This is a genomic window from Micromonospora sp. WMMD1120 (assembly GCF_029626235.1).
In the GTDB taxonomy this organism is placed as follows: domain Bacteria; phylum Actinomycetota; class Actinomycetes; order Mycobacteriales; family Micromonosporaceae; genus Micromonospora.
The window spans coordinates 4387490-4411267 of sequence record NZ_JARUBO010000005.1 but is presented as its reverse complement, the minus strand read 5'-3'; the positions used below and the strand labels follow the sequence as shown (position 1 = coordinate 4411267).

General features: G+C 71.7%; 20 protein-coding genes. 14 read left to right on the top strand and 6 right to left on the bottom strand.

What is annotated here, in order from left to right; translation table 11 throughout:
• The first annotated feature begins 118 nt into the window (after window positions 1-118).
• Complete coding sequence (gene fxsT, locus O7634_RS20660; RefSeq protein WP_278151761.1) at window positions 119-3091, top strand: FxSxx-COOH system tetratricopeptide repeat protein; 2973 nt, start codon at window positions 119-121, stop codon at window positions 3089-3091.
• A gap of 154 nt (window positions 3092-3245) precedes the next feature.
• The gene (locus O7634_RS20655; RefSeq protein WP_278151760.1) at window positions 3246-4244 is read left to right on the top strand and encodes a helix-turn-helix domain-containing protein; all 999 of its coding nucleotides are present in this window, start codon (window positions 3246-3248) and stop codon (window positions 4242-4244) included.
• On the opposite strand, the gene O7634_RS20650 is transcribed toward O7634_RS20655, so the two are convergent.
• A complete protein-coding gene (locus O7634_RS20650; RefSeq protein ID WP_278151759.1) occupies window positions 4241-4693 on the bottom strand; it encodes a hypothetical protein in 453 nt (150 codons plus the stop codon). The genes O7634_RS20655 and O7634_RS20650 overlap by 4 nt on opposite strands.
• Window positions 4694-4754: 61 nt before the next feature.
• Here O7634_RS20650 and O7634_RS20645 point away from each other — a divergent pair, with 61 nt between their 5' ends.
• Both O7634_RS20645 and abc-f read left to right on the top strand, forming a co-directional pair.
• Complete coding sequence (locus tag O7634_RS20645; protein WP_278151758.1) at window positions 4755-5549, top strand: NAD-dependent protein deacylase; 795 nt, start codon at window positions 4755-4757, stop codon at window positions 5547-5549.
• Window positions 5550-5916: 367 nt separating this feature from the next.
• Window positions 5917-7554, top strand: a complete 1638-nt coding sequence (gene abc-f / locus O7634_RS20640) for a ribosomal protection-like ABC-F family protein (RefSeq protein ID WP_278151757.1) — start codon at window positions 5917-5919, stop codon at window positions 7552-7554.
• Between the two features lie 52 nt (window positions 7555-7606).
• Here abc-f and dnaE read toward each other — a convergent pair whose 3' ends face one another.
• Window positions 7607-11137: a DNA polymerase III subunit alpha gene (gene dnaE, locus O7634_RS20635; RefSeq protein ID WP_278151756.1), complete on the bottom strand. Its 3531-nt coding sequence runs from the start codon at window positions 11135-11137 to the stop codon at window positions 7607-7609.
• Window positions 11138-11284: 147 nt separating this feature from the next.
• On the opposite strand from dnaE, the gene O7634_RS20630 reads away from it, so the two are divergent.
• The 3 genes from O7634_RS20630 (at window position 11285) to O7634_RS20620 (ending at window position 13135) form a co-directional block, all read left to right on the top strand.
• Window positions 11285-11905, top strand: a complete 621-nt coding sequence (locus O7634_RS20630) for an L-threonylcarbamoyladenylate synthase (RefSeq protein WP_278151755.1) — start codon at window positions 11285-11287, stop codon at window positions 11903-11905.
• 88 nt (window positions 11906-11993) lie between these two features.
• Window positions 11994-12539 carry an RNA polymerase sigma factor gene (locus tag O7634_RS20625; RefSeq protein WP_278151754.1) on the top strand — a complete coding sequence of 182 codons (546 nt, stop codon included), beginning with the start codon at window positions 11994-11996 and terminating at the stop codon, window positions 12537-12539.
• A gap of 41 nt (window positions 12540-12580) precedes the next feature.
• Complete coding sequence (locus O7634_RS20620) at window positions 12581-13135, top strand: hypothetical protein (protein WP_278151753.1); 555 nt, start codon at window positions 12581-12583, stop codon at window positions 13133-13135.
• 24 nt (window positions 13136-13159) lie between these two features.
• Here O7634_RS20620 and O7634_RS20615 read toward each other — a convergent pair whose 3' ends face one another.
• Window positions 13160-14539, bottom strand: coding sequence for a serine/threonine-protein kinase (locus O7634_RS20615; RefSeq protein WP_278151752.1), 1380 nt, complete (start codon window positions 14537-14539; stop codon window positions 13160-13162).
• A gap of 112 nt (window positions 14540-14651) precedes the next feature.
• On the opposite strand from O7634_RS20615, the gene O7634_RS20610 reads away from it, so the two are divergent.
• From O7634_RS20610 to O7634_RS20580, 7 genes are all read left to right on the top strand, one after another.
• Window positions 14652-15218 carry a hypothetical protein gene (locus tag O7634_RS20610; protein WP_278151751.1) on the top strand — a complete coding sequence of 189 codons (567 nt, stop codon included), beginning with the start codon at window positions 14652-14654 and terminating at the stop codon, window positions 15216-15218.
• A gap of 115 nt (window positions 15219-15333) precedes the next feature.
• Window positions 15334-15675, top strand: coding sequence for a PadR family transcriptional regulator (locus tag O7634_RS20605; RefSeq protein ID WP_278151750.1), 342 nt, complete (start codon window positions 15334-15336; stop codon window positions 15673-15675).
• Window positions 15672-16622: a permease prefix domain 1-containing protein gene (locus O7634_RS20600; protein ID WP_278151749.1), complete on the top strand. Its 951-nt coding sequence runs from the start codon at window positions 15672-15674 to the stop codon at window positions 16620-16622. The genes O7634_RS20605 and O7634_RS20600 overlap by 4 nt, the downstream gene beginning before the upstream one ends.
• 83 nt (window positions 16623-16705) lie before the next feature.
• Window positions 16706-18046: a sensor histidine kinase gene (locus O7634_RS20595; protein WP_278151748.1), complete on the top strand. Its 1341-nt coding sequence runs from the start codon at window positions 16706-16708 to the stop codon at window positions 18044-18046.
• 20 nt (window positions 18047-18066) lie between these two features.
• The gene (locus O7634_RS20590; RefSeq protein ID WP_278154031.1) at window positions 18067-18756 is read left to right on the top strand and encodes a response regulator transcription factor; all 690 of its coding nucleotides are present in this window, start codon (window positions 18067-18069) and stop codon (window positions 18754-18756) included.
• Between the two features lie 81 nt (window positions 18757-18837).
• Window positions 18838-19731, top strand: a complete 894-nt coding sequence (locus tag O7634_RS20585) for an ATP-binding cassette domain-containing protein (protein ID WP_278151747.1) — start codon at window positions 18838-18840, stop codon at window positions 19729-19731.
• Window positions 19728-20789, top strand: a complete 1062-nt coding sequence (locus tag O7634_RS20580) for an ABC transporter permease (protein WP_278151746.1) — start codon at window positions 19728-19730, stop codon at window positions 20787-20789. Before O7634_RS20585 ends, O7634_RS20580 begins: the two co-directional genes overlap by 4 nt.
• A 67-nt stretch (window positions 20790-20856) precedes the next feature.
• Here O7634_RS20580 and O7634_RS20575 read toward each other — a convergent pair whose 3' ends face one another.
• The 3 genes from O7634_RS20575 to O7634_RS20565 all read right to left on the bottom strand — a co-directional run bounded on the left by O7634_RS20575 (window position 20857) and on the right by O7634_RS20565 (window position 23661).
• A complete protein-coding gene (locus O7634_RS20575) occupies window positions 20857-21477 on the bottom strand; it encodes a DUF402 domain-containing protein (protein WP_278151745.1) in 621 nt (206 codons plus the stop codon).
• 37 nt (window positions 21478-21514) lie between these two features.
• On the bottom strand, window positions 21515-22252 hold the full coding sequence (locus O7634_RS20570; protein ID WP_278151744.1) for a GntR family transcriptional regulator: 738 nt from the start codon (window positions 22250-22252) through the stop codon (window positions 21515-21517).
• Between the two features lie 656 nt (window positions 22253-22908).
• Entirely contained in the window at window positions 22909-23661 is a 753-nt protein-coding gene (locus O7634_RS20565) for a YebC/PmpR family DNA-binding transcriptional regulator (RefSeq protein ID WP_278151743.1), read from the bottom strand.
• Window positions 23662-23778: the final 117 nt, after the last annotated feature.

The following is a 23778-nucleotide window of genomic DNA, read 5'->3' as shown; positions in this document are numbered from 1 at the left end:
GCGTGCTCCCCCGCAGTCGTCGCCGCTCCCCGCCCCGGTTGCCATTCTCCCCGGCGTGCCCGACGGGGCCACGGTTTACCGATGGGTTAGCTGATCGTGTTGTGGTAGGTCTGTTGGCGTGACAACAGACGCCAGTGCCACGACCGGGGAGAAGCTGTTCATCTCCTATGCCGGCCCGGACCGGGCGTGGGCCGAGTGGGTGGCCTGGCAGCTCGAACAGGCAGGGTACGTGGTCGAGCTGGACCTGTGGGACTGGGCCGCCGGCGACAACTCGGTGCTCCGCATCAACCAGGCGTTGGAGCGGGCGGACCGGATGGTCGCGCTCTTCTCCGAGGCGTACTTCGAGCACCAGCGCTTCACCACCGACGAGTGGACGGCGATCATGTCCGGGCGCGACCGGCAGGGCCGGCTGGTTCCGCTGCGCCTCGGGGACGTCACGCTTCCGCCGGTGCTCCGCGCGCTGATCGCTCCCAGCCTGGCGGACCTGTCGGCGGAGGACGCGCACCGAGTGCTGATCAACGCGGTGCGCGGCGTGCCCCGGCCGGTGACCGAGCCTGATTTTCCCGGCGCACCGATCCCCCGGCAGCGATCGACGGCCGACGCTCCGCGGCTGCCGGGCGGTCACCAACCCACGCTGTGGCAGGTTCCGCGCCGCAACGCGGCCTTCGTCGGCCGGGACCGGGACATCGACGCCGTCCGTCGCGAACTCCGGCCGGGACGACCCGTGGTGGTCCAGTCCGGGGTTCCGCTCGGCGGGGTCGGCAAGACCCAGGTGGCGATGGAGTACGTCCACCGGTTCGCCGCCCAGTACGACCTCGTGGCCTGGATCAACGCCGAGGACCCCCAACTGGTGCCGGCCCAGCTCACCGCGCTCGCCGCCGAGCTGGGGCTGATCGTCGAGCACGACGAGGCGGGAGCGCTCGCCGCGCTCCGGCGACACCTCCGGCAACCGAGGCGGTGGCTGCTGGTGTTCGACAACGCCGAGACCGCCGAGGTCGTCCAGCCCGGCGTGGAAGCCGGCGTCGGCCACGTCCTCATCACGTCGCGGTCCCGCGACTGGTCGGAGTTCGCCAGGGTGCACCTGGAGCTGCTGACCCGGCGGGAGTCGGTGACGCTCCTGCGCAACCGGGTGCGGGAGTTGTCGGCCGAGGACGCCGATCTGGTCGCCGACAGGCTGGGCGACCTTCCGCTGGCCCTGGTGCAGGCAGCCACCGTGCTGTCCACCATGCCGGCGAAGCTGTACCTGGAGATGCTGGACACCGATGCCGACGAGGTGCTCAACGAGGGCCTGCCGCCGTCCTACCCGCGCTCCCTCGCCGCCGCCCTGCGCGTCTCGATCAACGGACTCGCCGCGCACGGCGAAGCTCTGGACCTGCTCCGCCTCTGTTGCGTCCTCGCGCCCGAGCCGATCCCGATGACGCTGCTCGGCACGGCTCCCGAAGCCGTCGCGGAGTCACTGCGGCCGGTGGTGGCGAGCCCGATGCGGCTGTACCGGACCGCGACGCAGCTCGGTGACCTCGTACGCCTGTCCCAGCGCGGCATCCAGGTCCACCGCCTGGTGCAGACCCTCGTCCTCAGTCAGCTCGACGCGACCGGCCGCGACGACCTGCGTCGTCAGGCGGGTGGCCTGGTGGCCGCCGCTCATCCCGGCGATCCGGCGTCGGCGTCCACGTGGCCGGCGTGGGCCCAGCTCATGCCGCACCTGTTGGCCCTCGACCTGGATGGGACCGACGACCAGCGGGTCCGCGGCCTGGCCTGCGACTCGATGCTCTACCTGCTCTTCAGCGGCAACACCGACGCCGGTTTCCGCCTCGCCCGCCTTCTGCACGACCGGTGGCGGCAGCGGCTGGGGCCCGATGACCGGCACACGCTCGCGGCGGCCACCGAACTCGCGCACGCCTACCACTACCAGGGGCGCGACCGGGAGGCCCTCGCCCTGACCGAGGACACCCTCGCCCGCCGGCAGCGGACGCTCGGCCCCGATGATCCGGCCACGCTGCGCTCCGCCAGTGACTACGCGGTCGTCATCAGCGGACTGGGCAGGCTGGCCGAGAGCATCGAACGGGCCACCGATGTCCTCGCCCGCCGTGTCGAGGTTCTCGGCGCGGACCACCGCGACACGCTCGTCATCCGCAGCCATATCGCCGGGAACCTCGGTGACGCCGGCAACCACAGTGCCGCCATCGCCGCCTACCAGGAGCTCCTCGCCGACCAGCTCCGCATCCTCGGCCCCGACCACCGCAACACCCTGACCAGCCGTGCCAACATCGCCAAGTGGAAGGGCGAGGCCGGCGACCACGTCACCGCCATCGCCGGCTTCGAGGAGCTCGTCGCCGACCATGTGCGCATCCTGGGCCCCGAGCACCCCGAGACCCTCAGCATGCGCGGCAACCTCGCCGGCTGGCAGGGCGAAACCGGCGACCACGCCACCGCCATCGCCGACTTCGAAACGCTCCTGGCCGACTACCTACGCATCCTGGGCCCCGACCATCCCGGCACGCTCGGCGCCCGGGCCAACCTCGCCCGGTGGAAGGGCGAGGCCGGGGACCGGCACACCGCCATCCGCGGCTTCGAGGCGGTCCTCGGCGAGCACCTGCGCATCCTCGGCCCGGAGCACCCCGACACCCTGAGGATCCGCTCCAACATCGCCGGCTGGAAGGGCGAGGCGGGCGACCGGCACACCGCCATCGCCGGCTTCGAGGACCTCCTCACCGACCACCTGCGCATCCTCGGCCCCGACCACCCCGACACACTGAGGATCCGCAGCAACGTCGCCAGGTTGACCGGTGAGATCGGCGACCACCAGACCGCCATCGTCGGCTTCGAGGCCCTTCTCGCGGACCAGCTCCGGATCCTCGGTCCCGATCACCCCGACACCCTGCGAACCCGCGGCGACCTGGCGCGTACTTTGCTGCGACGCGGGGCGGTGCTGGCCGCCCGCAAGCAGATCAGCGCGAAGCTCGACGTGGAGAAACGGTTGTTCGGGTCGGACGATCGACGGACCCGACAGACACAGGAGCTGCTCAACGAGATCAGGCGGCACATGGGCGGTCGCGGGGGCCCGTCGAGCAGCAGGCGGAAGAAGCGCTGACCCTGTCGCTGCGGGATCGGTGGCTCGGCCGATCCGCTCCGTCGAGGGCCACCATCACCGGCAGGAGGTGACCGATCGTTAAGTGATCTTGTAGGCTCGGGCTTGCGGTGCCGCCTCGGCCAGCACCCCCACCGACCAGGGATCGAGGAGAAAAGTGCTCACCGTGGGCTCGGCGGACACCACAGAGGTCCCCGAGGAGGAGCGGTTCGGCTTCTGGCACGACCTGATCGCACGGGAGTCCGTCCCGATGCGGGTCCACAGTGACCACGCGGCGGACTTCCGCGCCCGGGCGAAGGTCATCAACCTCGGCGAGGTCGTGCTGTCCACCTGGCGCTATCCCTCGCTGGACATGCAGCGGACCGGCACCTTCATCCGTCGGGGCGACCCGGAGATGTACCAGTTCGCGCTGCCGCTGTCCGGGCACGGTGGCCTGGAGCAGGAGCGACGCACGAGCGCCCTGACGCCGGGGCACTTCGCCATCGTCGACACGTCACGCCCGCACCAGTCGTCGCATCGGGGGCGGTCACCACAGGAGAGTCTGTTGACCACCCTGACCGTCCTCGTGCCGCACCACCTCATACCGGCGCCGCCCAGGAAGATCGCGCAGCTTCTCGGCACGACCATCTCCGCCACCGAGGGGATGGGCGCGCTGGTCCACCAGTTCGTCCACCAGGTCATGACCCACCCGGAGCAGTACCAGGACGGCGACGCCCCGTTCCTGGGCACCGTCGTCCGCGACCTGCTCGCCGCCGCCGTGGCCCAGCATCTGGACCTCACCGACGCGCTACCCCAGGAGGTACGCGGCCACAGCCTGCGCATGCGGGTCAGGGCGTTCATCGACGACCACCTCGGCGACCCGGACCTCTCGCCGAGCCTGATCGCCGCCGCGCACCACGTGTCGCTGCGCAGCCTGCACCGGGCCTTCGAGGCCGAGGGCCAATCCGTCGCCGAGGTCATCCGGTTGAGCCGCCTCGACCGCTGCGCCCGGGACCTGCGCGATCCCCTGCACCGGGAGCGACCCGTGCACACCATCGCCGCCCGCTGGGGGTTCTCCACCCCGGCACACTTCAGCAGGGTCTTCACGGCCCGGTTCGGGATGTCTCCCCGCGCGTTCCGGGACAGCGGCCCCGCGCGCCGCCACGACCGGCGCTAGAAGGGCGGCCAGCGGGAGACGGTGGGCGGCGCGGGGTGTATCCGCTTCCCGCTGCCGCGCATCTCCACGGGCCAGCGCCCGTCGATGACCGTCGCGACGTCCCGACAGGCCGGGCAGGTGTCGGGCCGGGACGGCACCCACGGGTACGGCGAGGCGGACACACTGTCGTCCCGGATGCCGCACAGGGTCGCCCCGACACCCTCGTGGGCGTACGCCACGTCGTAGGCATGCCCCACGTCCTCGGGCAGCTCCGGTGACCGCGCCCGCTCCCAGCGGCGGGTCATCGGCTCGTACTGCGGCCGCGCGATCTCGCCCGGATCGTGCCCGAGCTCGGTCCACGCGTAGCACCACCGGCAGAACCACCGCTCCCGGACCGGCACGGCCCCGTCCGTCGGCGGTGCCGACACCGGCTTGCGGCGCATCTCGTGACCACACACGTCGCACGTCACCGGCCAATCCTTCCAGGTGCCGCACGCCGGCGGTCGATCCCGACTGGCAGGATCCGACTCTGTGGAACAGGAGTTCGTGGAACGCGTCGCCCCACTTCTGCGTGCCGCCCGCCGGATCGTCGTCTGCACCGGCGCGGGCATCTCGGCCGAGAGCGGGGTGCCCACCTTCCGGGACGACCTCACCGGCCTGTGGGCACGATTCGACGCCCAGCAGCTCGCCACGCCGGAGGCGTTCCACGCCGATCCGGACCTGGTCTGGGGCTGGTACGAGTGGCGCCGCGCCCGGGTACGCCGGGCGCGGCCCAACGCCGGGCACCTCGCTGTCGCCGCCATCGAGGCTCGCGTTCCCGCCAGCACCGTCATCACCCAGAATGTGGACGACCTGCACGAACGCGCCGGCAGCCGGACGGCGATCCACCTGCACGGCAGCCTCTTCGCGCCCCGCTGCGTCGGCGTGCCCGCCCATCCGGCCGCCCTTCCGGAGCCGCCGGACGACGAGGTGATCGGGTCGCCGGAGGGCCGGCGGATTCCCCCGCCCCGCTGCGCGTCCTGCGCGGCCCTCGTCCGACCCGGTGTGGTGTGGTTCGGCGAAGGGCTGCCGGAGGCGGCACTGACCGCCGCTGTCGACGCCGCCACCTCCTGCGAGCTGCTGCTGGCCGTGGGCACCTCCGGCGTGGTCTATCCGGCGGCGGAGATCCCCCGGATCGCGGCCCGCGCGGGCGCGACGGTCCTGCAGGTCAACCCGGAGCCGACAGCGCTGGACGCGGTCTGCGCGGTCAACCTGCGCGGCACCGCGGCGCAGGTGCTTCCGGCCCTGGTCGCGGCTGCCTGGGGGCCGGACGGGCACACCGCGTGATCAGGTGACGGTCGGCAGGTCCGGGAACCTGTCACCCCCCACCCTCGCGATCTTGCACTTTCTGCTGGGAAGAATGCATTCAAGAGTGGACATTTTGGCAACCACAAGTGCAAGATCGACGGGGGATGGGCGAGGGGAACCCGGTGGCGCGGGAAAGATCCGTTGTTAGACTTGCGGCGTTGGGTCAGCGGTAGGACCAGGGAGACCAGACATGGCGGGTGACGACGACATCTCCGGGTGAGACCGGACATGTTCGGCCACGGTTCGGCGCGTCGAGCGCTGCCGTCGTGGCCCCCTCGTCGTTCCACCAGTCCCCGCTCTGTCGGGCGGGCCTCGGCGCGCCCACCCATCTTTCGAGGTCACTCGCATGTCTGACGCTTTCATCGTCTGCTCGAACCTGTCCTTCTCCTGGCCGGACGACACCCCGGTCTTCTCCGAACTGTCCTTCACCGTGCCGGGCGGCCGCACCGGCCTGGTCGCGCCCAACGGCGCCGGCAAGAGCACCCTGCTCCGGCTGATCGCCGGTGAGCTGCGGCCCAGCGGTGGCAGCGTCACCGTCGACGGGGTGCTCGGCTACCTGCCGCAGACGCTGCCGCTGGCCGGCGACCTGAGCGTGGCGCAGGTGCTGGGCGTCGCCGAACGGATCGCGGCGCTGCACGCCATCGAGGCCGGCGACGCCAGCGAGGAACACTTCGCCACCATCGGCGACGACTGGGACATCGAGGAGCGCACCCGCTCCGAGTTGAACCGACTCGGCCTGGGCGAGCTGTCGCTCGACCGGCGGCTGCACACCCTCAGCGGCGGCCAGGTGGTCTCTCTCGGCCTGGCGGCGCAACTGCTGCGCCGACCCGACGTGCTGCTGCTCGACGAGCCGACCAACAACCTCGACCTCGCCGCCCGGCACAAGCTGTACGACGTGCTGACCGACTGGTCCGGGTGCCTGCTGCTGGTCAGCCACGACCGGGAGCTGCTGGACCGGATGGACCGCATCGCCGAGCTGGACCGGGGCGAGATCCGCTGGTACGGGGGCAACTTCACCGCGTACACCGAGGCGGTGCAGGCGGCGCGGGAGGTGGCCGAGAGCAACCTGCGCAACGCCGAGCAGGAGGTCAAGCGGGAGAAGCGGGAGATGCAGCAGGCCCGGGAGCGGGCCGACCGGCGGGCCAGCAACGCCTCGAAGAACCTGAAGAACGCCGGGCTGGCCCGGATCGTGGCCGGCGGGTTGAAGCGCAGTGCGCAGGAGTCGGCGGGCAAGGCCCAGGAGACGCACGCCGGCCGGCTCGGGCAGGCCAAGGCCCGGCTGGACGAGGCCGGCCGGGCCGTCCGCGAGGACGACCGGATCGTCGTGGACCTGCCGGACACCACTGTCCCGGCCGGACGGACGGTCTTCGCCGGTACGGGGATGCGGGCCCGCTTCGACGACCGGGAGCTGTTCGGCGGCGACGGCGCCGACCTGGTGATCCGGGGTCCGGAGCGGATCGCGCTGGTCGGGGCGAACGGCGTCGGCAAGTCGACCCTGCTGCGCCTGGTCAACGGCGACCTCGAACCGGCCGGCGGTGACATCAGGCGGGCCGACGGGCGGATCGCGTACCTGTCGCAGCGGCTGGACCTGCTGGACCTCGACCGCACGGTGGCGGAGAACTTCGCCGCGTACGCGCCGAGCCTGCCGGACGCCCGGCGGATGAACCTGCTCGCCCGGTTCCTGTTCCGGGGCGCCCGGGTGAACCTGCCCGTCGGGGTGCTCTCCGGCGGTGAGCGGCTGCGCGCCACCCTGGCGTGTGTGCTCTGCGCGGAGCCGGCGCCGCAACTGCTGCTGCTCGACGAGCCGACGAACAACCTGGACCTGGTGAGCGTCGCCCAACTGGAGAGCGCGCTGACCGCGTACCAGGGGGCGTTCGTCGTGGTCAGCCACGACGAACGGTTCCTGGCAGAGATCGGCGTGCGGCGCTGGCTGCGACTGGCCGACGGCCAGCTCCGCGAGATCGCGGCCCCCGACCGGGGCTGAGACCGGCGGGCGCGGCCCGGCCGGCGACGACGCCGGCCGGACCGCCGCCCGGTCAGCTGACGTTGGCCGGGCCGAGCACGCTCTTCAGGTCACCCATCAACGCGGTCGTCGCCGCCACCCGGAACGGGCCCAGCCGCAGGGTGGTGGTACGGCCGCCGTTGAGCAGCTTGACGTGCACCTCGGTGTCGCCGGGGTGCAGCACCAGCGTCTCCTTGAGTCGCTCCACCAGCGGTGGCGTGCAGCGGTGCACCGGAATGGTGAGGGTGACCGGCTTGTTGGTGGCGCTGGTGCTGACGTCCGGCATGGACATGTCCATCGCCATGATCCGTGGGGTGTCGTCGCGGCGGTCCACCCGTCCCTTGACCACCACGATGGCGTCCTCGGCGATGTACTGCCCGATCACCTCGTAGGTGTTGGGGAAGAACAGCGTCTCCACCCCGCCGGCCAGGTCCTCCAGGGTGGCCGAGGCCCAGGCCCGGCCCTGCTTGGTGACCCGGCGCTGCACCCCGGAGAGGATGCCGGCGAGGGTGACCACCGCACCGTCGGGCACCCCGCCCTCCTCGGCCAGCGCGGCGATGGTGGTGTCGGCCGCCGCGTTGAGGATGTGCTCCAGGCCGAACAGCGGGTGGTCGGAGACGTACAGGCCGAGCATCTCCCGCTCGAAGGCGAGCTTGTCGCGCTTGTCCCACTCGCTGTCGCCGATCACCGGCATCACCGTCGTGCTGCCGGTGTCGGCGTCGCCGAAGCCGGCGCCGAACAGGTCGTACTGGCCGACGGCCTCCTTGCGCTTGACGTCGGCGTACGCGTCGATGGCGTCGGCGTGCACCGCGAGCAGGCCCTTGCGGGGGTGCGTCATCGAGTCGAACGCGCCCGCCTTGATCAGCGATTCGATCGTCTTCTTGTTGCAGACCACCGCGTCCACCTTGGACAGGAAGTCGTAGAAGTCGGTGTAGTCGCCCTTCTCCTCCCGGCAGCGCATGATCGAGGCGACAACGTTCGCGCCGACGTTGCGCACCGCGGCGAGGCCGAACCGGATGTCCCTGCCGACCGGGGTGAACGGCCCGGCCGAGGTGTTCACATCCGGCGGCAGCACCTGGATGCGCATCCGACGACACTCGGACAGGTAGAGCGCCATCTTGTCCTTGTCGTCACCGACGCTGGTCAGCAGCCCGGCCATGTACTCGGCCGGATAGTGCGCCTTGAGGTAGGCGGTCCAGTAGGAGACCAGGCCGTACGCGGCGGAGTGCGCCTTGTTGAACGCGTAGCCGGCGAACGGCACCAGGACGTCCCACACCGCCTGGATGGCCTCGTCGGAGTAGCCGCGCTCGCGGCAGCCGTCCCGGAACGGGATGAACTCCTTGTCGAGGATCTCCTTCTTCTTCTTACCCATCGCCCGGCGCAGCAGGTCCGCCTGGCCGAGGCTGTAGCCGGCGAGGATCTGCGCGGCGCGCTGCACCTGCTCCTGGTAGACGATCAGACCGTAGGTGGGGGCCAGGATCTCCCGCAGCGGCTCCTCCAGCTCCGGGTGGATCGGAGTGATCTCCTGGAGGCCGTTCTTGCGCAGCGCGTAGTTGGTGTGCGAGTCGACGCCCATCGGGCCGGGCCGGTACAGCGCCAGCACGGCGGAGATGTCCTCGAAGTTGTCCGGCTTCATCAGCCGCAGCAGCGACCGCATCGGCCCGCCGTCGAGCTGGAACACGCCCAGGGTGTCACCGCGGGCCAGCAGCTCGTACGCGGCCTTGTCGTCCAGCGGCAGCGCCAGCAGGTCGAGCTTGAGATCGTGGTTGAGCTCGATGTTCTTGACCGCGTCGTCGATGATCGTCAGGTTGCGCAGGCCGAGGAAGTCCATCTTCAGCAGCCCGAGCGACTCGCACGTCGGGTAGTCGAACTGCGTGATGATGGCCCCGTCGGCGTCGCGGCGCATCAGCGGGATGTGCTCGATGATCGGCTCGGCGGACATGATGACGCCGGCGGCGTGCACACCGGTCTGCCGGATCAGCCCCTCAATGCCCCGGGCGGTGTCGATCACCTTGCGGACGTCGGGGTCGGACTCGTACAGGCCCCGGATCTCGCCGGCCTCGGCGTAGCGGGGGTGCTTGTTGTCGAAGATGCCGGTGAGCGGGATGTCCTTGCCCATCACGGCGGGCGGCATCGCCTTGGTGATCCGGTCGCCGACCGCGTACGGGAAGCCGAGGACCCGGGCCGAGTCCTTGATCGCGGCCTTCGCCTTGATCGTGCCGAAGGTGGCGATCTGGGCGACCTTGTCCTCACCCCACTTGTCGGTGACGTACTTGATCACCTCACCGCGCCGACGCTCGTCGAAGTCGATGTCGACATCCGGCATCGAGACCCGCTCGGGGTTGAGGAACCGCTCGAAGATCAGCCCGTGCGGGATCGGGTCCAGGTCGGTGATGCCCAGCGCGTACGCGACGAGCGAGCCGGCGGCCGAGCCACGGCCCGGACCCACAGCGATGCCCTGGCTCTTCGCCCACTGGATGAAGTCGGCGACCACGAGGAAGTAGGACGGGAAGCCCATCTGGTTGATCACGCCCAGCTCGTACTCGGCCTGGACGACGTGGCCCTCGGGGATGCCGTTCGGGTAGCGGCGGGCCAGCCCGGCGAACGTCTCCTTGCGGAACCAGGACTCCTCGGTCTCGCCGTCGGGCACCGGGAAGCGCGGCATCAGGTTGCGGAACTCGAACATGCCCTTCGGGTCGACCTTCTCGGCGACCAGCAGGGTGTTGCGGCAGCCCTCCTGCCACAGCTCGGACGAGTCCACGGCGCGCATCTGGTCGGCGCTCTTGATGAAGTAACCGCCGCCCTCGAACCGGAACCGGTTGGGGTCGTCGATGTTGCTGCCGGTCTGCACGCAGAGCAGCACATCGTGGGCGGTGGCCTGGGCCTCGTGGGTGTAGTGCGAGTCGTTGGTGACCACCGGCGGGATGTCCAGCTTGCGGGCGATCTCGGTGAGCCCGTCGCGGACCCGGCGCTCGATGGAGAGCCCGTGGTCCATGATCTCCAGGAAGTAGTTGTCCTTGCCGAAGATGTCCTGGTAGCTGGCGGCGACCTTCAGGGCCTCGTCGAACTGGCCCAGCCGCAGCCGGGTCTGCACCGCGCCGGACGGGCAGCCGGTGGTGGCCATGATGCCCTCGGCGTGCTCGGCGATCAGCTCCATGTCCATCCGGGGCCACTTGACGTAGTGCCCCTCCATCGAGGCGCGCGAGTTGAGGGTGAAGAGGTTCTTCAGCCCCCGGGCGTCGCGCGCCCACATGGTCTTGTGGGTGATCGCGCCGTTACCGGAGACGTCGTCACTCTTCTGCTCCGGCCGACCCCACTTGACCCGCGCCTTGTGATAGCGCGACTCCGGCGCCACGTACGCCTCGACGCCCAGGATCGGGGTGACCCCGGCGGCCATCGCCTGGTTGTAGAAGTCGTTAGCGCCGTGCATGTTGCCGTGGTCGGTGATCGCCACGGCGGGCATGCCGAGCCGCTTGGCCTCGGCGAACAGGTCCTTGAGACGGGCCGCTCCGTCGAGCATCGAGTACTCGGTGTGTACGTGCAGATGCGCGAACGAATCAGCCATGCCTGGCGCCCCCCGGCTGTGTGGATCTTGTTGGTCGGAGCCGACCGGCACCTACCCTACCGAGGTGATCTCGACGGCTCCACCGTCCGCGCCGACGGCCGTGGCCCTCGTCTCGGCGACGCCGCCGAGTGCGCCTAGGCTCGCGGGATGGCGAGGTACTACGACGTCCACCCGGACAACCCGCAGCCCCGGGTCGTCCACCAGGTGGCGGACCTGATCCGGGACGGTGGGCTGGTCGCCTACCCGACCGACTCCTGCTACGCCCTCGGCGTCCGGTTGGGCAACCAGGACGGGCTGGACCGGATCCGTCAGATCCGCCACCTCGACGACAAGCACCACTTCACGCTCGTCTGCCGCGACTTCGCCCAGCTCGGCCAGTTCGTCCGGATCAGCAACTCGGTCTTCCGGCTGGTGAAGGCGTCCACCCCGGGCAGTTACACCTTCATCCTGCCGGCCACCCGGGAGGTGCCGCGCCGGATGCAGCACCCGCGCAAGCGCACCGTCGGCGTCCGGGTCCCCCGGCACACCGTCACCCAGGCGCTGCTGGCCGAGCTGGGCGAGCCGCTGGTGTCCAGCACCCTGACGCTGCCCGGCGAGGACGAGCCGATGACCCAGGGGTGGGAGATCAAGGAACGGCTGGACCACCAGCTCGACGCGGTGCTGGACGCCGGTGAGTGCGGCATGGAGCCGACGACGGTGATCGACCTGTCCGGCCCGGAGCCGGAGATCCTGCGCCGGGGCGCCGGGGACGTGTCCCGCTTCGAGTAGCGCGTCGGGTCCCGGACCGAAGGGGGCCGCGTCGCCGTCGCCGGTCGTACGCTCGGGGATCGGCACCGGCGAGCATTGGACATCCGGCATGCCCGACGCGGACGACATCGACGCGCTGGCCCGGTCCGCCGCACGCGGCGACCCGGCGGCGCTGGACGCCCTGCTGGTCGCGGTCCGCCCGCAGGTGCTGCGGCTGTGCGCCCGGTTCCTGCCCAACCGGGAGGACGCCGAGGAGGCCTGCCAGGACACGCTGCTGGCGCTCGCCCGCGGCATCGACCGGTTCGACTGGCGCTCGTCGTTCCCCACCTGGCTGCACCGGCTGGCCGCCAACCGGGCCCGCAGCACGTACCGGACGCTGCGCCGCCGCTGCCGCCTGGAGGCCGAGGGCGTGCCGGTGCCCGAACGGGCCGACCCGCGCCGCACGAGCGTGGTCGCGGGCACCCGGCTCGATCTGCTCGACGCCTTCGACGCGGTCCATCCCGACCTCGCCGAGGTGGTGGCCCTGCGCGACGTGCTCGGGCTGAGCTATCCCGAGATCGCAGCGGCGCTCGACGTGCCGGTGGGCACCGTGAAGTCCCGGCTGCACCTGGCCCGACGGCAGGTCCGGCAACGACTCGGCGGCGACAGCGGCTGAGTCGGAGCGACGGCGGCGGCGATGACCGGGAAGGGGCCTGGATGATCCGGTGGCGTCGGGCGGTCGGACGGGTCGCCATCGTCTTCGTGGCCGGCGTGGCGGTCACCGCCTGCGGCGCCGACGCGGTCGCGCCGCTGCCCGCACAGCCAGGCGCCCCGACCCCGTCGGCGTCGCCGTCTCCGTCGCCGACCCCGCCCACGCCGTCGGTGACACCCGACACCAGCCGGCCGCCCACCCGACCGCCGCCGGCCGCCGGGCTGCCGGCACCGCCCGCGCCGACCAGAACCCGGGGTACGCCGCCGCGACCGACCCCGGCGCCGTCCACGCCGACCAGCAGTTGCCTGGGGGCGGTCCGCTACGACCTGCCGGTGGCCGACACCGAGCTGGAGCTGCTGCGCTCGCTCTGTGTCGCCACCGGCGCGGTGCTGCGCATCCAGGGCATCGGGCCCGGCCTGGTCACCGTGGACCGGCCGGAGCTGGTCGCGCAGCACTACGAGGCCGGTGTGGTGGACGTCCGGTTCCTCCGGCCCGGCACCGTCGACGTCATGATCCCCAAGGACGAGCGCACGTACACGATCACGGTCGTGGTCCGCTAGGCGCGCGACGGCCTCCGCCGGCCGTCACCGCACCCGCACGCCGGCCAACAGGGTGTCCACGAACCGGGTGTTGTCGTCCGGGGGCGTGATCTGCACGTACACCAGGGCGCCGCGGCCGGGAGGCAGGCCGGCGGACTCGACGATGCGCGGCCGGCCCCGGTCGCAGCGGTACGCGACCACCGTCCACTCGACGCCGGCCTGTCTCGTGGTGCGGGCCGGGGCGGCCGCGCAGTCGCCGTGCGCCCGCTCGGCGAGGAAACCGGCCGGCGTGGTGCGGGCCGCCGTGGCGGTGGAGAGCCCGACGAACGCGCCGGGAAGTCGGGGGTCGGCGGCCCAGCGGCGGGGTCGCGGCGACATCACCAGCGCCGGCTCCGGTTCGCCGCCGGCGTCGAACAGGCCCGCCCAGGTGCTGCCCGCGGCCGACCAGCCGGCTGGCAGCAGCACTGTCAACGGCCCGGTCGTGTACGTGCCGACGGCCGGCCGACCCGACCCCGCGCCACCGGGTTCGGCGGCCACCTGACCGACAGCGACGACTGTCGCGACGGCGGCCCCGGCCAGCCGCCACCCGTGCCGGCGGCGGACCGGCGGCGGACCGGGCGTCCGCCCCTGCGGGGCGCTGGCGCGGGTCAGCGCGTGGCGCAGCGCCGAGGCGTCCGGGTAACGGTCGGCCGGGTGGTACGCGGTGGCCCGGGCGAGCACCGCTCCGACCGCCGCCGGCACGCCGTGGCGGAGCCGGATCCGCGCGGGCCGTGGCGGCGGTCCGGCGTCGGTCGGCGGCGTGGTGGCCAGCAGGCGGATGCCGAGCCGACCGAGCCCGTAGACGTCGGCGCGGGTGTCGACCACGGCGCCCGGGTCGTCCTGTTCCGGCGCCATGTACCCGGGGGTGCCGGCCCGCGCGGTCAGCCCGGACGCGGCGGCGAGCGCCTTGGCCAGGCCGAGGTCGGCGATCAGCACCCGTTCGGTGTCCGGGCCGGTGGAGCGGAACAGGATGTTGCCGGGGGTGAGGTCGCGGTGCACGACGCCGTGGCGGTGCAGCACGGCGACCCCGGCGCAGACCTCGCCGAGCAGCCGCAGCGCCGCGTGCGGGGGGATCTCGCCGACGGCCAGGCGGTCGCGCAGGCTGCCCCGGTCGGCCCAGGCCAGGACCGCGTACGGGCGGCCGTCGGGCAGCTCGCCGACGGTGTGCACCCGGATCAGCCGCTCGTGCTCCAGCCGGCGCAGCAGCCGGGCCTCGTCCAGGAAGCGTTCCCGGACCCGCAGGTCGTGGCTCCAGTTCTCGGCCAGCACCTTGATCGCCACGTACGCGTCGAGCGTCGCGTCGCGGCCCAGCCAGACCGTCGCGAACGAACCGACGCCGAGCAGTCGCTCGACGGCGTACGGCCCGATCCGCAGCGGAGCCGTCACGGTGTCACCCCCGACCGGCGTTTCTCTGCACAGTAGACCGGATCGGACGCGAACCGTCGGCTCCGGCGCGGTGACTAACAGGGCAGGAGACCCGTCACCGAAGGAGCCCACGATGAGACGTACCCCGATCATCCTCACCACCGCGCTGCTGGCGCTCGGCACGCTCGGCCCGGCCGTCGTCGCCGGCCCGGCGGCGGCCGCTCCCGGCGGCGTCGCGCCGACCGCCGGACACCACCACCCGCGGTTGCTCAGCGTCGGCGGCGCCGGCGTGTACCGGATCGGCGCCAGCCTGGCCGCGCTCACCGCGGCCGGGCACATCGACTGGACCGTGTCGGCGTGCGGCGGCGTGGTGCACGCCGGCGCGACCGGGCCCTGGGCCGGCGTGGTGCTGCTCGCCTTCCGGGACGGCCGCCTGGTGGAGGTCGGTACGGCCACCGCGCCGCCGTACTCCCCCGCCGGCGCCGCCGTCGGCATGACCTTCGACGAGTTGGAGGCGATCTACGGGCCCCGGGGCGCGCTGATCAGTAACAACGCGGGCGACGCCGAGGCGTACCTGGTCCGGGTCGGCTCGCGGGTGGAGCTGTTCACCGGGCACCCGATCCGGGCCGGAGTGGGCTACTTCCAGGTTGGACCGGCGGATTTCGTGGAGCGGAACTTCCGGCAGGGCGCGTCCTGCTGAGCAGCGCCGATGCGGGGCGCCCGAGGGCTTCCCGGGCGCCCCGTTCACATTGTCGCGTCGCACACGATGAAGCCAGTGTGGACAACAGTGTGTGCCACACAGTATGGTGTGACGCATGGTTAGCGAGGACGTTCTGAAGACGCACCTACAGGAGCTGCGTCGAGGCACCGTCGTGGTGGCCAGCCTGGTCGCGCTGCGGCGACCGGACTACGGCTACGCACTGCTGCAACGGCTCACCGACCACGGCTTTCCGGTCGACGCCAACACGCTCTACCCGCTGCTGCGCCGCCTGGAGGACCAGGGCCTGCTGACCAGCGAGTGGAACACCGAGGAGAGCCGACCGCGCAAGTTCTACCGGACCAGCGACGAGGGCGAGTCGATGCTGGGCCGGCTGCTGGACGACCTCGCCGCCGTGCAGACCTCGATCACCGGGCTGATCCAAGGAGTGGACCGATGAACACCCTGACCGACCGCTATCTCGCCGCGACCCTGCGCTCGGTGCCGACCCAGCGGCGCGAGGAGATCGCCACCGAGCTGCGCGCCTCGATCGAGGACATGATCGAGGGCCGCACCGACGGCGGCACGGACCCGGCCACCGCCGAGCGGGCGGTGCTCACCGAGCTGGGCAACCCCGACCTGCTCGCCGCCCGGTACGCCGACCGCCGGCTCCAGCTCATCGGCCCGACCTACTACCTGGTGTGGCTGCGCCTGCTGAAGCTGCTGCTCAGCTTCATCCCGGCGCTCGTCGGCACGATCGTCACCATCGTCGAGGCGACCGAGGGCAAGGGCTTCGGCGGCATCGGGCCCGGCATCGTCGCCGCCATGCAGGTGGCCGTGCAGATCGCCTTCTGGCTGACAGTGACCTTCGCCGTCATCGAGCGCACCCAGACGACCGTGGACCTGCCCGAGTGGACCGTCGACCAACTGCCCGACGCCCCGGTCCGCCGGGGCATCCCGCTCGCCGACACCATCGCGTCGGTGATCATGCTGGTGCTGACCATCGCGTACGCGCTGGTGCAGCACTACCACTCCTGGGTCGAGGGCGACGACGGCGCGAACATCCCGGTGCTCGACCCGGCCCTGTGGTCGTTCTGGCTGCCGGCGCTGATCGCGGTGCTGGTCGCCAGCGTCGTCTTCGAGATCGTCAAGTACCGGACCGGCCGCTGGACCTGGCGCCTGTTCGGCGTCAAGGCCCTGCTCAACCTGGCGTTCGCGGTGCCGCTGGCCTGGCTGGCGGCCGCCGACCGACTGCTCAACCCGGCCCTCGGCGAGCGTCTGAGCTGGTTGGCGGAGGCAGAGAACCGGGAGTCGCTCGGGCTGGCCATCGCGCTCGGCACTGCCGCGATCGTGGTGTGGGACCTGATCGACACCGCCCGGAAGACCCGCCAGCAGACGGCGGCGTGAGCGACACCCGAGACGGCGGCCCGGCGCGTACCCCGCGTCGGGCCGCGTGGCGCTGCCGGTGGACGACGTGGCATCGTTCCCGGATGACCGAGGCAGCACGAGAGGAATGGCGTCGCCCGGGTCCGACGGCGGAGCAGCGCCGGATCGATCTCTGGATCGGGCTGGCGGTGACCGGGCTGGCGGTGGTCAGCCTCACCCTGGCCCGCAGCGCCGGGATGTTCCTGCTGGGTCCGCCGCCCTCCGGGCTGGAGCAGCTGTTCTGGACCGTCGCCGTGACAGTGCCGCTGATCTGGCGGCGGCGCTTCCCGGCGGCGACCCTGCTGATCGTCTCGGTGGCGTACATCGCCGCGCAGGCCCGGTCCGCCCCCGAACACCAGATCTCCTCGGGGGCGCTGTTCACCACCATCTACACTGTGGGCGCCTGGAGCACCGACCGTCGGCTCGCCCGTCGGCTCCGGATCGGCGTGATCGTCACGATGTTCGTCTGGCTGGGCGTCTCCTACAGCGTGACGCTCGACAACATCACACCCGGCACCTTCGATGACGCGGTCGGGCCGGTGCCGCCGGTGGTCGCCGCGATGGTCAGCGGCGTGCTGGTCAACGGTCTGTTCTTCGGGTTCGCGTACTTCTTCGGCGAGACGTCGTGGGTGGCCGCGCGACGCGAACACGAGCTCCGCGAGCAGGCCGCGGAGCTGCGCCGGTCGCAGGCCGAGGCCCGGGAACGGGCGGTGCTCGGCGAACGGGTCCGGATCGCCCGGGAGCTGCACGACGTGGTCGCCCACCACGTGTCCGTGATGGGGGTGCAGGCATCCGCCTGCCGCCGGGTGTTCGACCGCGACCCCGGCAAGGCCCGCACCGCGCTCAGCGCGATCGAGCAGAGCGCCCGCACCGCCGTCGACGAGCTGCGCCGGATGCTCGGCGTGCTGCGCACCTCCGCCGACGCCGAGGCCACGCCGGCGGCCGGCGGCGGCGGCGTGGAGCGGATCGACGAGCTGGTCGAGCGGGCCCGCGCCGCCGGGCTGACGGCCACCCTCGGGGTGTACGGCGATCCGGTTCCGCTGCCCGAATCGGTCTCGCAGGCGGCCTACCGGGTGACCCAGGAGGCGGTGACCAACACCCTCAAGCACGCCAACGCCACAGTGGTGGACGTACGGGTCCGCTACCTGGCCCGGGAACTGGAGGTCGACGTGAGCGACGACGGACGTGCGGGCGGCCGGATCTCCAGCGCCGGATTGGGTCTGATCGGGATGCGGGAACGGGTCACCGCTCACGGCGGTGACCTGGAGGCCGGGCCGAGGGCGGGCGGCGGCTGGCGGGCGCGCGCCCGCTTCCCGCTGGCAGCGTCGGCGGAACCGCCGGTCGGTGCGCAGCCGGGCGCGGTCGACCGGCACCGCGCGCCCGCCGGCGTGGAGCGTTCGGCGTGAACGGGGCGCCAGCCGACCCGGTGCCGGGCCGGACGATCCGGGTGCTGCTCGCCGACGACCAGCACCTCGTCCGCACCGGCTTCCGGGTCATCCTGGAGGTGGAGGACGACATCGAGGTGGTCGGCGAGGCCGCCGACGGTGAACGGGCGGTCGGGATGACCCGGGTCACCCGCCCCGACGTCGTACTCATGGATGTGGAGATGCCCGGGATGGACGGCCTGGAGGCCACCCGGCAGATCGTCGCCGACGGGCCCGGGGCGCCCGCGGTGCTGATCCTCACCACCTTCGACCGCGACGACTACCTGTTCGCCGCGCTGCGGGCCGGGGCCAGCGGATTCCTGCTCAAGAACGGCACCCCGGAGGAGCTGATCGAGGCGATCCGGGTGCTGGCCCGGGGCGACGGGCTGCTCGCGCCGGAGATCACCCGCCGGGTGATCTCCACGTTCGCCCGCCCCGGTGACCCGGCGGGGACCGCCCATCTCGGCCGGCACGCCGACGCCGCGCTGGCCGAGCTGACCCCGCGGGAACGGGAGGTGCTGGTCCTGCTCGCCGGCGGGTCGAGCAACGCGGAGATCGCCGCGAGCATCCACCTGGGCGAGGCGACGGTGAAGACACACGTGAGCCGGGTGCTGGCCAAGCTCGGCCTGCGCGACCGGGTGCAGGCGGTGGTGTTCGCGTACGAGAACGGGGTGGTCCGACCCGGCGGATGAGCGGCGTCCGTCGCGAGGTGGACCTGCCCGGTCCGCCGACCGGCGGACGGCGGCGCGTCGTTTTCGATCTAGCGTGGACCGGTGACCAGAACGCTTCGCCTCGACGGCGTCGACCGCGGTTTCGGCGGCCGGCAGGTGCTCCGGAACGTGTCCTTCGAGGTGGCCGCCGGCCGGATGACCGGTTTCGTGGGCGCCAACGGCGCCGGTAAGACCACCACCATGCGGATCATCCTGGGTGTGCTCGCCCCCGACGCCGGCGAGGTGAGCTGGGGCGGCGCCAGGCTGACCCGCCAGGACCGTCGGCGCTTCGGTTACATGCCGGAGGAGCGCGGGCTCTATCCCAAGATGACCCCCCGGGAGCAGGTGATCTACCTGGGCCGGCTGCACGGGTTGGACGCCGCCGCGGCCCGGCGCGCCACCGACGCGCTGTTGGAGCGGGTCGGGCTCGGTGAGCGCGGCGACGACCTGCTGGAGACGCTGTCGCTGGGCAACCAGCAGCGGGCGCAGATCGCCGCCGCGCTGGTGCACGATCCCGAGGTGCTGGTGCTCGACGAGCCGTTCTCCGGGCTCGACCCGCTGGCGGTGGACACCGTCGTCGGCGTGCTGCGGGAACGGGCCGCGGCCGGCACGCCGGTGCTCTTCTCCAGCCACCAGCTCGACGTCGTGGAACGCCTCTGCGACGACCTGGTGATCATCAACGATGGCGTGATCCGGGCCGCCGGAAGCCGCCAGCAGCTACGCGAGTCGTACACGGTGCCCCGCTACGAGCTGGTGGTGGGCACCGACGCCGGTTGGGTCCGCGACCAGCCCGGGGTGACGGTGGTCGAGCTGGACGGCGCGCGGGTCATCTTCGACCTGCCGGCCGGCGCCGACGAACAGCCCGTCCTGCAGGCGGCCCTCGCGCGCGGCCCGGTCCGTGCCTTCCGCCCGGTCCGCCCCTCGCTCACCGAGATCTTCCGAGAGGTCACCCAGTGAACGTCACCCAGGCCACCCGGTTGGTCGCCGAACGCGAGATCCGGGTCAAGCTGCGTGACCGGACGTTCCTGTTCGGCACGCTGTTCTTCCTGCTGATCGCCGCCGCGGCAACCATCCTGCCGCCGTTGTTCTCCGGCGGGCCGTCCACCGTCGCGGTGACCGAGAGCGCGGCCGGGCCGCTGCGCGCCGCCGGGCTGGAGGTCCGGATCGTGCCCGACGACCGGGCCGCCGAACAGGCCGTCCGCGACGACGACGTGGACGCCGCCGTGGTCTCCGGCCCGGCGGTGCTGGCCATGGACGACGCCCCCGACGACGTGGTACGCGCGCTGAGCACCCAACCGGCCGTACGCCTGCTCGACCCGGACGCCGTCGAGCCGGTGGTCGCGTTCCTGGTGCCGTTCGTCTTCGCGTTCGTCTTCTTCATCACCTCGCAGACGTTCGGGGTGCAGATCGCGCAGAGCGTCATCGAGGAGAAGCAGACCCGGATCGTGGAGATCCTGGTCGCCGCCGTGCCGGTGCGGGCCCTGTTGGGCGGGAAGGTGGTGGCCGGGGCCATCCTGGCGTTCGGACAGATCGCGTTGATCGCTGTGGTGGCGGTCCTCGGGCTCCAGCTCGGCGACACCGGCGAACTGCTCGGCCTGCTCGCCCCGGCGATCGGCTGGTTCGTGCCGTTCTTCGTCGTCGGTTTCGTGCTGCTCGCCGCCATGTGGGCAGCCGCCGGCTCGCTGGCGAACCGGCAGGAGGACATTGCCGCCGTGTCGACGCCGGTGCAGCTCGCCGTCATGCTGCCGTTCTTCGCGGTGATCTTCCTCAACGACAACGCCACGGCGATGCGGGTGCTGTCCTACCTGCCGTTCTCGTCGTCCACGGCGATGCCGTTGCGGCTGTTCACCGGCGACGCCGCCGGGTGGGAGCCGATCGTCTCGCTCGTCATCCTGCTGCTGGCCACCGCCGCGTTCCTGCTCTCCGGCGCCCGGGTGTACGAGGGGTCGCTGCTGCGCACCAACGGACGGACCTCACTGCGCACAGCCTGGCGGGAGCGGGAGACGATCGGCTGAGCCGAGGCGCGTCCCACGCGGGCGTCGGTGTCCCCGACGGACGCCGACGCCCTGACGACGGCGCGGATCAGCGGGCCGGGGGCACCCGGTCCCAGCCGGCGGGCAGCCTCGGCGCCGTCCACGCCGGGTCGGGCCGCCACCGCGCCCACCCGGGGTCCCACCAGCGCTCACCCCGGTCCAGGAGCGCGGCGACCCGGTCACCCTCGGCCCGGATGGCGTCCTCCATCCCCGGGTAGCGCCCCTCGACCAGGCGCTGGGCGAACAGCTCCACGTCCTTCCAGACGTACCGCTCGGCGTCCGCGCCCCACCACAGGTCCAGCTCGTGGTCCAGGGTGTCCACCCCGATCGGGGTACGCCGCAACGGGTCCTGGAGGTTGAGGTACCACCCGGCGAACTCGCGCTCCGGGCCGGCCCAGAACACGTCGATCGAGTGCGCCTCGCCGGGACGGTGCAGCATCAGCTTGCCGTGCCCGGACCAGGCGCGATGCCCGGCGGTCTGCCACGGGTGCCGCCCGCACGGGAACACCCCCGTGGGCGGGAAGCCGAACTCGGCCCCCTGCGGTAGGTAGAGGGCGAGCAGATCGGGTGTGTCCCACACGCAGATCGTCGGACAGCCGAACCACACCTCGCCGCGCAACACCTCACGCCGGACGACCACGTCCCCCGGCGCGAACCGATCCACCACCACGTCAGCCTCCTGTCCCGCTGCCACCGGGCCTGACGGCTCAGGTGAGGTCGAGCAGATAGTCCAGCTCAACCCGGTCCGCCCGCATCACGATGTGCGCCACCTCAGCCACCCAGTCGCCGACGTACGTCTGCCTCGTGATGACGACTACCGGCACTCCGCCCGGGATGCGCAACGCCTCGGTCTCGTCAGCCGTCGGCATCCTCCACCGTGGACGTTCACGAATGCTGGTGATGGTGTGCCCGAGGCTGTAGAGCTGCGACGTGTTGCCACCGGGCCAGGGCTCGTTGTCAGGGTCCGCTACCGGCGTGCCGGCGACCATCTCCAGCAGCAGACGCGAGACGGACATCTGCTGCGGTACGCCATGCGCGCGGAAGAGAAAGTGCCGTTCCAGGATCATCGTCCCTGGCTCGACACCGAACAGTTCGGCTACCGCATCCGAGGCCGGGACCTCGCGGAAGTCCTTGTCGAGGCTGTAAGCGGACCACTCGACCTGCTGATCCGCAGTGAAGGACGTTCCCAGCTCGCCGGAGCGGACCTGCTCAAGCTCCTTGCGGTAGCGCTCCGAGGCCAACCGACGTACCGGCACGATCGGGCGTACGTAGGTGCCTCGTCCCACCTCCGTCATGACCAAGCCTTCAGTGCGCAGCAGCGCCAGAGCTTCACGCACGGTTCCGCGTGCGACTGAGAACTCAGCCATCAACGCTGATTCACTCGGCAGCAGCGAGCCAGCCGCAATCGCGCCGGCCGCGATGCGGTGGCGTAGCTCCTCGGCCACCTGTCGATATCGACGGGGTCGCTGGCGCGGGGTGGGCACGTCCGTCACCGTACTACCGATCTTCCTGGGGCCTCTTCCCGCGCCACGACACGCCGACACCTGTCTAGACAGGCTGCCTGGACAGGTTTTACGGTGGCAGCGGGATCGACACAGAGAGTGATCTAGGGGTAGGCACTCGTGTCGGTCCCCTAACGCCAGGGAGGCTTGTGTGCGTCGTTGGACGTGGTTCAGCAGGAGGCCAGAGAAACCGACCGACATCGTCGAGACGACGAGCTTTCCGGGCCGGACAGGCGCGTACCGCTCGGTTCAGCGACCCGGGCAGGGCACGGAACCGAAGCGCCAGGCCGCGAAGCTCCGCAACCAGCGGGACAACCGCCATGATGCCTGAGGAGCCGCGACCCGAACCCCCGTTCTCGTCACCATGGCTGGTTACGTCATCGATTTTCACCATCGCAACGTCTGCCCGAGGTGCACACCCGACGGATCATGCCCTCGCCTGGTGGAGGCCAGTGATCACCTGAACAGATGGAGAGAGAGGCGCAGGGCCGAGGAGGCTCAACGCGGGAACACGCTCTGATGCAGAAACGGAGGGGGCCTACGCCAGCCCTCTCCGTCACCGCTCTTGAAGCCCGCCGCCCCCGCGGCCCCTCGCACGCTCAGGCGTCGACCGCCGCCATCACGTCGTCGCTGACGTCGAAGTTGGCGTAGACGTTCTGCACGTCGTCGCAGTCCTCCAGGACGTCGATCAGCTTGAAGATCTTCCGCGCGCCCTCTTCGTCAAGCGGCACGTTGACGCTGGGGATCAGGGACGACTCCGCCGACTCGTACTCGATGCCGGCGTCCTGCAACGCCGTGCGCACCCCGATCAGGTCGGTCGGCTCGGAGACCACCTCGTACGCCTCACCGATGTCGTTGACCTCTTCGGCGCCCGCGTCCAGGACGGCCATCATCACGTCGTCCTCGGTGGTGCCCTCCTTGGGGACGATCACCACGCCCTTGCGGGAGAACATGTAGGACACCGACCCGGCGTCGGCGAGCGAGCCGCCGTTGCGGGTCAGCGCCGTGCGCACCTCGGTCGCCGCCCGGTTGCGGTTGTCGGTGAGGCACTCGATGAGCATGGCCACGCCGTTCGGGCCGTACCCCTCATACATGATCGTCTGCCAGTCGGCACCGCCGGCCTCCAGGCCGGAGCCGCGCTTGACGGCGCGGTCGATGTTGTCGTTCGGCACCGAGCTCTTCTTCGCCTTCTGGATGGCGTCGAACAGCGTCGGGTTGCCGGAGGGGTCGCCGCCACCGGTGCGTGCGGCCACCTCGACGTTCTTGATCAGCTTGGCGAACATCTTGCCGCGCTTGGCGTCGATGACGGCCTTCTTGTGCTTGGTCGTCGCCCACTTTGAGTGGCCGGACATCTCCTACCTCCGTTGCTACCCGCCGTCTGCATCGACCGCCCCGCCCACGCCCCGCTTCCGACGGCGCACGCGGAGGCGCCGGTCAGCTCTGGTGGAGGCCGTGGCGGGCAGCTGGCC